Source organism: Cryobacterium sp. TMT4-10, from assembly GCF_004403275.1.
Lineage (GTDB): Bacteria > Actinomycetota > Actinomycetes > Actinomycetales > Microbacteriaceae > Cryobacterium > Cryobacterium shii.
This window is the reverse complement of record NZ_SOGU01000101.1, coordinates 19,080-32,278: the sequence shown is the minus strand read 5'-3', so window position 1 is coordinate 32,278 and position 13,199 is coordinate 19,080. Positions and strand designations below refer to the sequence as shown.

Sequence of the window (13,199 nt, the reverse complement as noted above, 5' to 3'; positions counted from 1 at the left end):
CCGACTCATGACAGGCCTGCCAGAGCGCGAAGGGTCGAGATCACTAGGTCGACGTCAGCGGGATCCATGTCCTGGTGCACGGGCAGAGAAATACCCGTCGCCACAGCGTGCTCGGTGGCGGGCAGGGATCCGATGCGTGCTGAAGTCTTGAAGTAGTCCTGCCGGTGCACGGCCGGGGAATAGTAGCTCCTGGCCTCTACACCCGCGCTCTGGAGCAGGGCGAGCGCTCGCTTCTGGCTGGCAGTATCCGGCAGGCCAACCGTCGCGAAACACACCGACGAAAACTCGATCTGCTGGGGAAAGCGGAAAAAGGGCCGCGGCAACTCGTCACGGTATCGATTCACGACGGTTCGTCGCGTTGTCAGCGCGCGGTCGAGCGTGGACAATTGTCGCAGCCCGATCGCAGCGTTGATCTCCTGCAATTTGGCGTTCAGTCCAAGCGACGTCGCCCCACCCCCGGAAGCGTTGAAACCGAAGTTCTGGAACGAGCGTAGGCGGGACACCAGATCAACATCTGAAGAGACCACCGCGCCGCCCTCCCCCACTGCCAGGGGCTTCGTAGCGTGGAACGAGAACACCTCGCACACGCCCGCGCGCCCGACCTTCGAGCCGTCGGCATAGTCAGAACCGAATCCGGCCGCCGAATCGATGACCAGCGGAAGTCCAGTTTCCCGCGCCCAGCGGTCCCATTCGTCGACCCGGGAATTGCCGATCCCGAACGTGTTGCACAAGAGGATGCCCGCGACTTGATTCCCGAACTCGGCGTGCGCCGTCTGGGCAGCCACCAAGTCAGGCTGGAGCGTGTCCGCCTCGACGTCGATGAACAGTGGCTGGTAACCGCACCAGTCGATTGCCTGAGGACCTGCCGCGAAGGTGAAGGACGGCACGATGATGAACTTCGAGCCGTCGCCACGTCCGATGACCTCGGATAGGGCCGCCATAAGCCCCAATGTGGCATTGGCGAAGGTGGCCGCTTTGAATCCCGGGCCGACATAGGACGCGACGGCCTCCGAGAATTCCCGTTCGTAGGGACCGAAGTTCGTGTACCAATTCGCCTCGACGATCCGGCCCATGTCGGCCGCGATGTCCTCTGCCCGAGGGAACGACGGCCGAATGAATGGAACCTTATATGACACGTAACCAGTCCTCACTGGCACGCACCCTGCGTGCCGGAATCCCCAGATAAACGGAATCGGGCTCGGCGTCTGTGAGCAATACCGCGCCCGCCCCGAGAATTGTCCCGGAGCCGACGGATACTCCGCTGGACACGACTGCCCCGATCCCCAGGAACACTCCATGCCCCAAGACACATCTCCCCGCAACGTGCACCCCCGGAGAGATGGTGACATAGTCACCGATGTCCGTACCGTGGCCGATCGTCGAGGCCGGATTGACAACGACGTGCCGGCCCAGCCGGACGAATGACGAGACAACAGAATGCGGCGCCACGATACAACCCCCCGCGAGCGAAGCGCTGGAAGCAACGTATGCGCTGGGGGCGATGATCGTGGTGTACTGGGTTCCCGCCCAAGCGTGGACCAGCTCCCGACGGAGGCCGGGGGCACCCACGGCCGCCGTCACCGGCAACACGTACAGGTCCGGACTCGATGCCTCGACGTCGACCTGCCATGGACGTGCGTCGTCGAGGTAGTGGCCAGTGACGGCCCGGTAGGCGGAGCTCACTGAGCCGCCGTATTCCAGAACCTCGGCCGCGAGTCCCCCATCACCGAGAAGTACCCGGGTCGGCCGGGCCGTGGCTTGAGCGTGACCACGTGGGACGTCAGCGCCCGGCCGTGTGGTGGGCGCGAGGCCGTCTACCACCTCACACGTCGCCGGGCCTTGCCGGCAAGGGCGCGTCCATATCGGACCGCACGTACGAAGCCCCGGAGGGGTCTCGCGAGCCTCCATGCCGGACTGTGGACCAATGCATTGAGCTCGTTGCGGGCTCCTCGACCCGCCAGAAGCCACCGCACATCCGTGACACTTCCAGACGGTAGCACCAGCGTCGACCCGTCGAGCTTCTCCCAGACCCGAGCCTCAGACCAGGCCCACGAGTCCTTCGAATGGTCGGTATAAGAGGACGCTCCGCCTTCCCAACGACGGTAAATGGCGGTGAGAGCATTGACGTCATCCACGCCGCACATGGTGGACCCTCGCAGAATCATGTCCCAGTCCTCACACACTGTGAGGTCCTCATCGAATTCCAGCCCGTAGGTGACGAAAAGGCTCCGGGGGAAGGCCCACGACATGAATGGGGAGTAGTTGACCTCAAAGTGAGCGAGCTGGTCAAACTCCCGCGGGTAGGCGGCCTTGGGCCAGGAGATGGTTCGAAAACCTTCCTGTGCCTGGGGCCATTTCTCAGGAGCGACGTTTTGGACGGCGACCACCCCACGCAGCAACCGGCCGCTGCTCGTCTCCGCAACACGCTCAAATTCGGCAACCCAATTCCCGAATAGGAGGTCGTCATCGTCAAAGACGGCGATGTAGCGTCCCGTCGCAGCGTGAATGCCCGCGTTGAGCGGCCGCGCGCGGTTCCCGCCTTTGACCTCCAGAATGCGGATCCGTCCGCCGAAGGACGCCGGCTGCGAGGCAATGATCTTCCGCACCGCTGCGGCGCCGACCGGGTCGGAGTCGTGGTCGATGACGATGACCTCGAAGTCCTGGCTCGTTTGCCCGGCAAGGCAGAGAAGGGCATCCTTGATGGGCTCCAGCCGGCGCCCCTGAGTTCTGAGCAGGACGCTCAGGAACGGCCCGTCGGCGACCGGCTCAGCGATCGCTTCCTGGACTGCGTGCAAGGCGCTCGCAAGGCGGGGGTCAATCGCAGGCTCGGAGAGCAGGTGATCTACCAGCCCGGAGATCGATGACGTGCGCACGGTGGCGACTGCCTCAGAAACGGTGGACGGCATAGTTGCCTCCGATAAATTGTGCAACTGTGTGGGAGGAATCCACCGGGAGCGGCAGTGTCCCCTCTGATCGTCTGCGTTCGAAGCTCTCGACCACTTTCCGAGCGACTTCGGTCCCCTCCGCGCGGAATTGGCGTACGAGCTTTGACACCAGATCTGGGCGCGAGTACTTGTGTGCCAGAAAGATAGCCGCCTCTGCCGAGAAGTAGACTTCCGCACTGCTGGCAGGCCAGTCGGCGGTCACTGTCAGGCGCTTGTCATGGAAGACCCGTGCCGCCGGTTCGTACACGACCCGATAGCCCGCGAGCCTCAGCTGCCACGAGTAGTCGACGTCGTCGCAATACAGGAAGAAGGTCTTCGAGTCGAAGCCGTGCACACGGTCGAACGCGAGCCGCGGCGTCAGAGCGCAGGCTGTCGAGGCCCAACTTGTGTTGCCTGTCGCCACCTCGTAATCCTTGGGGTGTTCCAGGGGGACCTGGCGAGCCTCGGCTATACCGACTGAGCCGACAACCACGCGCGCCAGAGCTTCAACGGCGTCGGGTGCGACCACAGCGTCCGGATTGAGGATAAGTATGAGATCTGAGACGGCCTTTGGCGCAAGCGCGTTGTGACCGGCGGCGGAACCCAGGTTCGCCCCAAAAACGTGGTACTCGAACGACCCACCCTGGTCGAGGACCAGAGACCGGATGTCCGCCTGGTGAGACGCGTCGAGAACTTCGACGTCACTGCAATCTCCGAGCAGCAGGGACCATTCGCCGATCAAACCCTCTGCCCGAGCCCACTTGACGGACGTTGCCACGGCCTCCGCCGCTCGCACGATTTCCCGAGGCGCGTTCCCGAAAAGAACGGACTGTACAACGAGACTGCGCACGTCAGGCACGAGCGATGCCCACCTTGGATTCCAGCTCTGACCCAATCCACGCCTGAAGTGCAGCGAGTCCGCGTTCCACGCTCCAACGTGGGGTCCACTCAAGTTCACGAAGCGTGTCATCGATGACGCAGGCAGCGAAACGCACGTCTCCATCTCGGTACGCGCCATTCACCACAGGAGCAGGGGCACCGTAGTAGTCCGCGATCGCCTGCGCCAGCTGCTCAATCGTCGTCGCAACTCCTGACCCGACATCGAGCACCGGCAGGGGGGCACCGGACTGGCGCTTGAGGACCGCGACGAAGGCATCAGCCACGTCCTCGATGTAGACCAGGTCGCGAACGATCTGACCGTCTTCGTACAGTGGGATCGTTTTGCCTTCCCGAGCCCACTGGGAGAACAGGGACACAATGCCCGTGTACGAGTTGATGAGGGACTGACCCGGTCCATATACGTTCTGGAGGCGAAGAATGGAGATGCGCACGTCGTGCGATCCGCCCCACGCAGAGAGGATGTTCTCCTGGGCGAGCTTCGTTGCTCCGTACACGCTCGTCGGAGCCGGAACGCTCTCTGCCGCAAGGCTCGCTAGTCCCGTAGCGTCAGGGAAATCCCATTGTCCGGCCTCGAACTGGGCGTGAGAGCGCTGACCCGGACGGAAAACCGTTCCGTCGCTTTTCTCCCATCGGCCCTCCCCATAGACGGCGCGACTGCTGCTCAGAACGATGTGGGTCGGAAGGTGGTCCGTGCGACCCAGTGCGTCCAGCATCTCGGTCGTCCCGACCACGTTGACCAAGGCGTGTCGGCTGGCTTCATGCAGGGATTGAGCAGTCCCTGTTTCGGCGGCGAGGTGGATGATGATGTCCGGCTTCACGCCGGCCAGAGCCGAATCCCAGACCGCAGGGTCCGTCACGTCCCCCACGATCAGTTCGGCGGACTCATGGAGGTCGGCCGGCCGCGAACCGCTCGCGTGAACCTGAGGGTGCAGGGAATCGAGGACCACCCACCGGTCATATTGCTGTGCCAGTTTCTGAGACAAAGCGCTGCCGATAAAGCCCGCGCCGCCCGTCACCAATACTGTCGAGGAATTCTTTGCAGTCACTTTAATCTTCCTTCATTTGCGAAACAACGGGCACGGGGGCCACGGTAGACGTTACCGGTACTGGCTGTGCGGTACGGAGGGGCCGCAAGCTTCTCGCCTTGTCGAACCAGTGGCTCCAGCCTCTGCCGGGGCCCCAGTCTTTGAGAGCCATCGCGCGTTTCTCCACAAGATGCCAACTCAACCAGGCGCAGCCAAAGGTGAGTACCAGGGCGATCAGCGCATAGGGAAAGTATCCGAACTTGTACCATCCGAGATGGGCCGTGACTTGCTGTACCAAGAATCCGTAAATGTAGACCCCGTAGGAATAGTCGTTCTTCGATCCAACCCACTGCACCTGACGCGGGAGGCTGGCGGCGAGGTACAGCACGAAATACGTTCCCGCGATGACGCCGATCGTCATGAAACCGCCATAGCGAAGGCTCAGAAGCAGGACCAGGCCAGAAAGTATCCCGAGACCGTTTCCGTACACGATCTTTTTGGAGTAGACGGCGATGGAGGCGCCGAGCATGAATGTGAAGGTCAGCGTGATCCGCTGCGTGTCCGATAGGTAAGGCGCAATCGCCGCCAGACCGCTGGGGTTCGTCACGTTCACGATTTGGATCACGAAGAGAAGCATCGTCACGATCGGCACCAGGATCTTCGCTTTGTAGAAGACACCGAATGCCACTCCCGCGCCGATGAGCAGGTAGCACTGCCACTCGTAGATCAGCGTCCAGATTGAACCGTTGAAGACGCTCGCTCCCACCTCGCGTCCGTACGGAGTCGTCGTCGCAAAGATGTCATAGATGCCGTAGGTGCCAATGTTCAGCGTCCAGTTCGCCGTGAAATAGTTCAGCGGGTTGTTCGGGGCGAGGGTGAAGTAGTTCGAGATGGCGTGGCCCGTGGTGACCCAGACGATGGGTGCGATCACGAGGGCGGTCAGGAGGAGAACAGTCCAATACGCAGGAAAGATCCGGAGGACACGTCGCCACAGGAACTGAACGACGTCCGAGGACATCCCGCTCTTCGCGATCAGGTATCCGCTGATGGCAAAGAAGCCGGCGACCGCCAGGCTACCCAGCGACGCTTGGTCTCGGGTGAGCCGAAAAAAGGGGTCCGCGCCGTAGCCGCCGAGTGGGAAAGCATGGTCGAAGATCACCACCGACGCGAGGATCAGGCGGATCAGCCCCAGGGAGTTCCTGTGGCCGCCCAGAGCCTCGGAAATCGAGATCTGCACTTTTTCCTTCTCGCTCACTGGAGCCGCGGTGCCAGGAAGGGACGTCACAGGTTTCCTCCAAAGGAAAGCGAGTCGAGATAAGCGCTGATGGTGGGGGTGGCCTCGCCCGCCGTAACGAGTTCACCGTGATTGAGCCAAGCTGCGTGGTCACACATGTCCTGAACAGTCGACATGGAGTGACTGACGAGAATGACGGTCTTACCCGCCTCTTTGAAGTCGACGAACTTGAGCCTGCACTTCTCCTGGAATTCCGCGTCTCCGACGGCGAGAACCTCGTCCACGACCAAAACGTCCGGGTCGACGTTGATCGCGATCGCGAAGCCCAGGCGCACATACATCCCTGACGAGTAGTTCTTGACCGGCTGGTCAATGAACTGCTCGACCCCGGAGAAGTCGACGATCTCATCGAACTTACGGGTGATCTCCTTCTTGGACATGCCCAGAATCGAACCGTTAAGGAAAACATTGTCCCTTCCGGAAAGCTCGGGATGGAACCCGGAACCCACCTCCAGAAGTGCGGCGAGACGGCCTCTCGACGTGATCGTCCCCTTTTCCGGGTAGTAGATCTTCGCAAGGCACTTCAACAGCGTGGATTTGCCTGAACCGTTGCTTCCGATTAGTCCGAATGTCGAACCGGTGGGTACTTCAAATGAAATATCCTTCAGCGCCCAGAAATCCTCGTGGACGGAGCGTCGACCACGCATGATGGTCGACTTCAGGGACTGGTTTCGCTCGTGATACAGGCGGAAGCTCTTGCTCAGCCCATCCACCTTCACAGCTATGTCACTCACAGTGCCTCAGCCAAACCTTTCTCATTGCGCCGGAATACCCAGAGGCCGACAGCCAAGGCGGCAACCGCGGATACGGCACAGAACAAGACATCGTTCACCTCTGGCCAACGATTGTCATAGAGCAGGTTCCGGAAGACCGCCACGAACCGCTCCATGGGATTCAATCGGTAGATATCAAGAACCGTGACGTTTGTGCCCATAAGGGGCCCAATACGCGCGGACTGCGCCTCCACCAGCGAGATGGGATAGATGATGGGCGTCATGTAGATCCATATCTGCATGAGAATACCGACGAAATATTGAGTATCCCTGAAATACACATTCGCGATCACCAGGACGAGCACCAGGCCTGCAGCGAAAACCGCCAGGATCACCATCATCAGCAGGACGAACGGCAACCAGGGCAGAACCCATGCACCGCAAATCAGAAGAACGGCGACCAGGACACCCATTTCGAACAGCCAGTTGAATCCAATCGAACCAACAGTCGAAAGCGGTAGAACGATTCTCGAGAAATGGACCTTCTGCACCAGGCCTGCATTAGCAAGGATGGAACCCATACCGGTTTGTACCGAGGCCGAGAAGAACGTGAAAGGGAGGAGCCCACACAAGAGCCAGACGGGAAAGATATTGAGCCCGGACGGGTCACCGGGGGGCGGCGTAACCCTCAGGATGAATGCAAAGACAATCGTGTAGACGAGCATCGTCGCAAGCGGGTTGACGAGAGACCACAGCTGCCCGAAGACAGTGCGCTTGTACTGGCCTCTGATCTCACGAAGAGTCAAGTTGGCCAGAAGTTCTCGCGAAGCGAGAACTTCCTTCAGGTATCGCATGTAACCTCACTGGGCGGCCGGTCGGTATGGCCGCAGATCAATCTAGCCTAGAACTATGATTGAGTCCCTATGGCCACCGAACCCCACACTCCCCTAGATTCCTCCCGTGTCGCAGTCGTAACCGTGAGCTATGGGTCGGAAGAAGTTCTCGGCCCGTTCCTCGCGTCTCTGGAAGCGGCAGCCGATGTCCCTCTGCGCGTGATCGTGGCGGATAACAAACCGTCCCAGGGTTCGAATGCCATCGCAACGATGACCGCTCTCGCCGGCGCTGAGTACCTGCCGCTGGCTTCGAATCGAGGTTATGGCCAGGCGATCAACGAGGCCGTCAAGGGACTTCCTGCGGAGATCGAATGGGTCGTGGTCAGCAATCCCGACGTCACGGCTGAACCAGGATCGATCGACGTGCTCCTCGCCGCGGTAACCGGCGATTCATCAATCGGTGCAGTGGGCCCGCGCATCCTCTCCGCGGCCGGCGACGTCTACCCGTCGGCGCGCACGATTCCCTCACTGAGGTCCGGAGTCGGGCACGCCCTCTTCGCGAATCTGTGGCAGGGGAACCCGTGGACGCGTCGCTACCGACGGGAAACGGGTGCCGAGCTGGTTCGGAGGGACGCCGGGTGGCTGTCTGGCGCATTCCTACTGGTGCGGCGATCCGTTTTCGACCAGTTGAACGGATTCGATGAGAGTTACTTCATGTACTTCGAAGACGTCGATCTCGGCTATCGGATCGGGAAGCTCGGTTTTCACAATGTCTACGAGCCGTCCGCTGTTGTCGTCCATACCGGCGCACACTCCACTCAGGGCGAGTCCGCACGCATGATCCGGGCTCATCACGACAGCGCGAAGAGGTTCCTCTTCAAGAAGTACCCCGGACCCGTGCTTTTCCCCCTGCGATTGGTGCTTTCCACCGGGCTATCCATCCGCGCCCGGATCGAAGAGCGACGAGTGCTCCGTTAGTTGCCCAGCAAACCCAAGAGGTAGCGTCCGTAACCGCTCTTGACGAGCGGGGCGGCCAACTCAGCGAGTCGAGCCTTGTCAATCCAGCCTGCCCGAAAGGCGATCTCCTCGATGCAGCCGACCTTGAAGCCCTGACGGTCCTCGATCACGCGCACGTATTCCGACGCCTGCATCATCGATTCGAACGTGCCCGTGTCCAGCCACGCGGTGCCACGGTCGAGAACCTGCACATGCAGGTTGCCCTGGGCGAGGTAGCGCTCGTTGACGGTGCTGATCTCGAGCTCGCCGCGCGCGCTAGGCTCGATGGTCTTCGCGATCTCGACGACCGAGTTGTCGTAGAAGTAGAGGCCGGGCACCGCGTAATTGCTCTTCGGCTTTGTCGGCTTCTCCTCGATCGACAGCGCGGTCATGCTCTCGTCGAACTCCACCACGCCATAGGCGGTGGGGTTGCTCACGTGGTACGCGAAGATCCGCGCGCCCACCAGGTCGGCATTGCCGCGCAGTGCCGAGCCCAGGCCGGCGCCGTGGAAGATGTTGTCGCCGAGCACGAGAGCGACGCTCTCGTCCCCGATGAACTCCTCGCCGATGATGAAGGCCTGGGCGAGCCCGTCCGGTGACGGCTGCGAGGCGTACTCGATCCGCAGGCCGAGGTGGGATCCGTCGCCGAGCAGTGCCCGGAACTGATCGTTGTACTCGGGCGTGGTGATGATGAGGATCTCATTGATGTCCGCCATCATCAGCGTCGACAAGGGGTAGTAGACCATCGGCTTGTCGTAGATGGGCATCAGCTGCTTGGAGATGGCCTTGGTGATCGGCCACAGCCGGGTGCCGGATCCGCCGGCGAGGATGATTCCGCGCATTGTTACTTTCCTTCGTTCAGGGAGTCGTAGAACGCACGCGCGTCGGCCCAGGTGGGCAGCAGGCCGCTGGCGGCCGCTTCGGCCAGGCTCGGCGCATCCGTGTCTTTCGGGGACAGCAGCAGTTCGCCGGCTTCGGGCGGGAAGACGAGGCCGATGTCGGCGTCGAGCGGGTTGATGCCGTGCTCGCGGCCCGGGTTGAAGGGCGCGGTGACGAGGTAGCTGACCGTGGCGTTGTCGGTGAGCGCGACGAAGCAGTGACCGAGGCCCTCGGCGATGTAGATCGCGCGCCGGTCGGTGTCGTCGAGCAGCACGCTGTCCCACTGGCCGAAGGTCGGGGAGCCCACGCGAATGTCGATGACGAAGTCGAGGACCGCGCCGTGCGTGGCCGTGACGTACTTGGCCTGGCTCGGCGGGATGTCGGCGAAGTGGATGCCGCGCACGGAACCGCGCTTGGACACCGACGTGTTGGCCTGGGCGATGTCGAGGCGGTGCCCGATCGTCTCTTCGAGGCGGTCGAAGCGGTACCACTCGAGGAAAACCCCCCGGTCGTCGCCGAACTGTTTCGGAGTGATTTCGTAGGAATCGGGGATGGAGAGTTCGCGGATCTTCACCGGGGAAGTCTACCAAGCGCTGTCCGGTAGAATCGCGGGGGCACTTTCATCAAACGGAACGGTTACCTCCATATGAAGATCCTCGTCACCGGCGGAGCCGGTTTCATCGGCTCGAACTTCGTTCGGCGCACCCTCGAAGACGCCTACCCCGGCCTGGAAGGCGCGGAGGTCGTCGTGCTCGACGCCCTCACCTACTCGGGCAACCTGGAGAACCTGGCCCCGGTCGCCGCGTCGCCGCGGTACTCGTTCGTGCACGGGGACATCCGTGACGCAGCGTTGCTCGACGAGCTCTTCCCCTCCCTCGATGCCGTCGTGCACTTCGCCGCGGAGTCGCACGTGGACCGCTCGGTGCGCGACGCGTCGATCTTCGTCGAGACGAACGTGCTCGGCACGCAGCAGCTGCTCGACGCGGCCCTGCGCCACGACCTGGGGCGTTTCGTGCACGTCTCCACCGACGAGGTCTACGGCTCCATCGCCGAGGGCTCATGGAACGAAGAGCGCGCGCTCGAGCCGAACTCCCCCTACTCCGCTTCCAAGGCCGGCAGCGACCTGCTCGCCCGCAGCTACCACCGCACCCACGGCCTGAACATCTCGATCACGCGCTGCTCGAACAACTACGGGCCGTACCACTTCCCGGAAAAGGTCATCCCGCTGTTCGTGACGAACCTGATCGACGACAAGCACGTTCCTCTCTACGGCGAGGGCAACAACATCCGTGACTGGCTGCACGTGGACGACCACACCCGCGCCATCGCCATGGTGCTCGTCGGCGGCCGCGCCGGTGAGATCTACAACATCGGCGGCGGCACAGAGCTCACCAACAAGGAGCTCACCGAGATGCTGCTCGAGTCGACCGGCAAGGACTGGTCCTACGTCGACCGGGTCGCCGACCGTCTCGGCCACGACCTGCGCTACTCCGTGGACATCTCGAAGATCCAGGCCGAACTCGGCTACGCGCCCCTCGTTCCGTTCGAGCAGGGCCTCGCGGATGTCGTGCAGTGGTACCGGGACAACCGCCCCTGGTGGGAGCCGCTCAAGGCCCGTGCGGCATTGAGCTGATGACGCGGTACCTGATCACCGGCGCGGCCGGAATGCTCGGCCGCGACCTGCAGGCCGCCCTCGCGGGCCGCGACGTGACGGCCCTCGACCGCGCCGAGCTGGACATCACCGACCAGGACGCGGTCCTGGCTGCGGCCACCGGCTTCGACGTCATCATCAACGCCGCCGCGTACACCAAGGTGGACGATGCCGAGACCAACGAGGATGCCGCGTACGCCATCAACGCGACCGGCCCGCGCAACCTGGCGCTGGCCGCGGCCGACACCGGGGCCAAGCTCGTGCAGGTGTCGACCGACTACGTGTTCGACGGCAGGGCCACCTCCCCATACCCGGAGGACACCTCGATCGACCCGATCTCCGCCTACGGCCGCACCAAGGCCGCCGGCGAAGCCTTCGTGCTGCAGGGACACCCGACGGGCAGCTACATCGTGCGCACCGCCTGGCTCTACGGCCAGCACGGCCCGAACTTCCCCAAGACCATGCTGAAGCTCGCCGCCGCGCGCGACACCCTCAGCGTCGTCGACGACCAGGTCGGCCAGCCCACCTGGACGGCCGACCTGGCCGCGCAGATCGTTGCCCTGCTCGACTCCGGCGCGCCCGCCGGCATCTACCACGGCACCAGCTCCGGCGTGACGAGCTGGTTCGGCTTCGCCCAGGCGGTCTTCGCCTCGGCCGGCCTCGACCCGGCGCGCGTCACCCCCACCGACAGCTCGCAGTTCGTGCGGCCGGCCCCCCGGCCGTCGTACTCGGTGCTCGGGCACGACGCCTGGGCCTCTGCCGGCCTGGCCCCCATCCGCGACTGGCGCGAGGCGCTCACCGCGGCGGCTCAGCAGGGGATCTTCGAAGACAAATGACCACCCTGCGTGTTGTCCTGGACCAGATGATCGCACCGGTCCCGGGCGGAATCGGACGCTACACCGAAGAACTGACCCGGGCCCTGATCGCCGCGGCCCCGGCCGAGTGCGACGTCGAGGGAATCGTGTCGTCCTCCCCGGCCGAGCACTACGCCCTGATCGAGGCTGCCCTGCCCGGCCTGGCCGGCCTGCACAAGACCACGCTTCCCCGCCGGGAGCTCGCCGCGGCCTGGCAGCTGGGCATCGCCAACACGTCCGGGTCCGGCATGATCCACGCCCCGTCGCTGCTGGCCCCATTGCGCCGCCACAGCATGGTCAAGGACGGCAGCCAGGTCGCGGTGACCATCCACGACGTGCTGGCGTGGACGCATCCGGAAGCCCTCACCCCCACCACCGTGGCCTGGACCAAGGCCATGGTGCGGCGCGCCCGCAAGCACGCGGATGCGGTCGTGGTGCCCAGCCACGCCGTGGCCCAGCAGCTGGCAGAGATCGCTGACTTCGGCGACCGGGTGCGCGTGATCGGCGGCGGGGTGGGAAGCGGCCTCCGGCTGCCGTCGAACTCCTCCGCGACCGAGATCATCGCGGAACGCCTGGGCCTGCCGTCCGAGTACATCGTCACCGTCGGCACGCTGGAACCGCGCAAGGCGATCACGGCCCTGATCGCCGGCCTCGGTTTGCCGGGATCCCCGGATCTTCCCCTGATCGTGCTCGGACCCGACACCTGGGGCGAACTCGACCTGGCCTCCGTCGCGGACGAGGCCGGCCTGCCCTGGGGCCGGGTGCGTGCGATGAACGGCCTGACCGACGAGGAACTCGCCGTGGTCATCTCCCGGGCCGCCGTGTTCGTCTACCCGAGCCTGGAGGAAGGCTTCGCCGGACCGATGATCCAGGCGTTCCACCTGGGCATCCCGGTCATCCACTCCGACGCGCCCGCCCTGCTCGAGGCCGCCGGCGACGCCGGACTGGCCGTGGAGCGTGAGGATGCCGCCGGTTACCCCGAGCGGCTCGCGGCGGCCCTGACCCGGGTGCTGACCGACACCGCGCTGGCCAACCGGCTGAGCATTTTCGGCAGCGACCGGGGCCGCGCGTTCAGCTGGCGCGACTCCGCCGAGCGGGTCTGGCTGCTGCACGCCGACCTGTAGGCCGGC

General features: G+C 63.6%; 14 protein-coding genes. 4 read left to right on the top strand and 10 right to left on the bottom strand.

Annotated features, from left to right (window positions below):
- Positions 1-5: 5 nt before the first annotated feature.
- From E3T42_RS15600 to E3T42_RS15565, 8 genes are read right to left on the bottom strand one after another with little or no spacing between them, the layout of a single operon-like run.
- On the bottom strand, positions 6-1,136 hold the full coding sequence (locus tag E3T42_RS15600) for a DegT/DnrJ/EryC1/StrS family aminotransferase (protein ID WP_370262645.1): 1,131 nt from the start codon (positions 1,134-1,136) through the stop codon (positions 6-8).
- Entirely contained in the window at positions 1,126-1,908 is a 783-nt protein-coding gene (locus tag E3T42_RS17685) for a hypothetical protein (protein WP_134403328.1), read from the bottom strand. The genes E3T42_RS15600 and E3T42_RS17685 overlap by 11 nt, the downstream gene beginning before the upstream one ends.
- Entirely contained in the window at positions 1,815-2,906 is a 1,092-nt protein-coding gene (locus E3T42_RS15590) for a glycosyltransferase family 2 protein (RefSeq protein WP_134403327.1), read from the bottom strand. The genes E3T42_RS17685 and E3T42_RS15590 overlap by 94 nt, the downstream gene beginning before the upstream one ends.
- Positions 2,887-3,783 (bottom strand): glycosyltransferase family 2 protein, encoded by an 897-nt coding sequence (locus tag E3T42_RS15585; protein WP_134403326.1) that lies wholly within the window; start codon positions 3,781-3,783, stop codon positions 2,887-2,889. The genes E3T42_RS15590 and E3T42_RS15585 overlap by 20 nt, the downstream gene beginning before the upstream one ends.
- Positions 3,776-4,870 carry an NAD(P)-dependent oxidoreductase gene (locus E3T42_RS15580; RefSeq protein ID WP_134403325.1) on the bottom strand — a complete coding sequence of 365 codons (1,095 nt, stop codon included), beginning with the start codon at positions 4,868-4,870 and terminating at the stop codon, positions 3,776-3,778. The genes E3T42_RS15585 and E3T42_RS15580 overlap by 8 nt, the downstream gene beginning before the upstream one ends.
- Before the next feature lies 1 nt (position 4,871).
- Positions 4,872-6,104 carry an acyltransferase gene (locus E3T42_RS15575; protein WP_160141092.1) on the bottom strand — a complete coding sequence of 411 codons (1,233 nt, stop codon included), beginning with the start codon at positions 6,102-6,104 and terminating at the stop codon, positions 4,872-4,874.
- Positions 6,105-6,130: 26 nt separating this feature from the next.
- Positions 6,131-6,877, bottom strand: coding sequence for an ABC transporter ATP-binding protein (locus E3T42_RS15570; protein WP_241976237.1), 747 nt, complete (start codon positions 6,875-6,877; stop codon positions 6,131-6,133).
- A complete protein-coding gene (locus E3T42_RS15565) occupies positions 6,874-7,710 on the bottom strand; it encodes an ABC transporter permease (RefSeq protein WP_134403323.1) in 837 nt (278 codons plus the stop codon). Before E3T42_RS15565 ends, E3T42_RS15570 begins: the two co-directional genes overlap by 4 nt.
- A gap of 69 nt (positions 7,711-7,779) precedes the next feature.
- On the opposite strand from E3T42_RS15565, the gene E3T42_RS15560 reads away from it, so the two are divergent.
- Positions 7,780-8,667 carry a glycosyltransferase family 2 protein gene (locus E3T42_RS15560; protein ID WP_134403322.1) on the top strand — a complete coding sequence of 296 codons (888 nt, stop codon included), beginning with the start codon at positions 7,780-7,782 and terminating at the stop codon, positions 8,665-8,667.
- On the opposite strand, the gene rfbA is transcribed toward E3T42_RS15560, so the two are convergent.
- Both rfbA and E3T42_RS15550 read right to left on the bottom strand, forming a co-directional pair.
- Positions 8,664-9,527, bottom strand: a complete 864-nt coding sequence (rfbA, locus tag E3T42_RS15555) for a glucose-1-phosphate thymidylyltransferase RfbA (protein ID WP_134403321.1) — start codon at positions 9,525-9,527, stop codon at positions 8,664-8,666. The two genes, E3T42_RS15560 and rfbA, sit on opposite strands and share 4 nt — an antisense overlap.
- 2 nt (positions 9,528-9,529) lie before the next feature.
- Positions 9,530-10,138, bottom strand: coding sequence for a dTDP-4-dehydrorhamnose 3,5-epimerase family protein (locus E3T42_RS15550; RefSeq protein WP_134364842.1), 609 nt, complete (start codon positions 10,136-10,138; stop codon positions 9,530-9,532).
- A 72-nt stretch (positions 10,139-10,210) separates the two neighbouring features.
- On the opposite strand from E3T42_RS15550, the gene rfbB reads away from it, so the two are divergent.
- From rfbB to E3T42_RS15535, 3 genes are read left to right on the top strand one after another with little or no spacing between them, the layout of a single operon-like run.
- On the top strand, positions 10,211-11,197 hold the full coding sequence (gene rfbB / locus E3T42_RS15545) for a dTDP-glucose 4,6-dehydratase (protein ID WP_134403320.1): 987 nt from the start codon (positions 10,211-10,213) through the stop codon (positions 11,195-11,197).
- Complete coding sequence (gene rfbD / locus E3T42_RS15540) at positions 11,197-12,051, top strand: dTDP-4-dehydrorhamnose reductase (RefSeq protein WP_134403319.1); 855 nt, start codon at positions 11,197-11,199, stop codon at positions 12,049-12,051. The genes rfbB and rfbD overlap by 1 nt, the downstream gene beginning before the upstream one ends.
- Entirely contained in the window at positions 12,048-13,193 is a 1,146-nt protein-coding gene (locus E3T42_RS15535; RefSeq protein ID WP_134403318.1) for a glycosyltransferase family 1 protein, read from the top strand. The genes rfbD and E3T42_RS15535 overlap by 4 nt, the downstream gene beginning before the upstream one ends.
- Positions 13,194-13,199: the final 6 nt, after the last annotated feature.

Coding starts and splice junctions, on each gene's coding strand:
- E3T42_RS17685 (WP_134403328.1), bottom strand. CDS start 1,908: ATGGAGGCTCGCGAGACCCCTCCGGGGCTTCGTACGTGCGGTCCGATA.
- E3T42_RS15590 (WP_134403327.1), bottom strand. CDS start 2,906: ATGCCGTCCACCGTTTCTGAGGCAGTCGCCACCGTGCGCACGTCATCG.
- E3T42_RS15565 (WP_134403323.1), bottom strand. CDS start 7,710: ATGCGATACCTGAAGGAAGTTCTCGCTTCGCGAGAACTTCTGGCCAAC.
- E3T42_RS15560 (WP_134403322.1), top strand. CDS start 7,780: ATGGCCACCGAACCCCACACTCCCCTAGATTCCTCCCGTGTCGCAGTC.
- rfbA (WP_134403321.1), bottom strand. CDS start 9,527: ATGCGCGGAATCATCCTCGCCGGCGGATCCGGCACCCGGCTGTGGCCG.
- rfbB (WP_134403320.1), top strand. CDS start 10,211: ATGAAGATCCTCGTCACCGGCGGAGCCGGTTTCATCGGCTCGAACTTC.
- rfbD (WP_134403319.1), top strand. CDS start 11,197: ATGACGCGGTACCTGATCACCGGCGCGGCCGGAATGCTCGGCCGCGAC.
- E3T42_RS15535 (WP_134403318.1), top strand. CDS start 12,048: ATGACCACCCTGCGTGTTGTCCTGGACCAGATGATCGCACCGGTCCCG.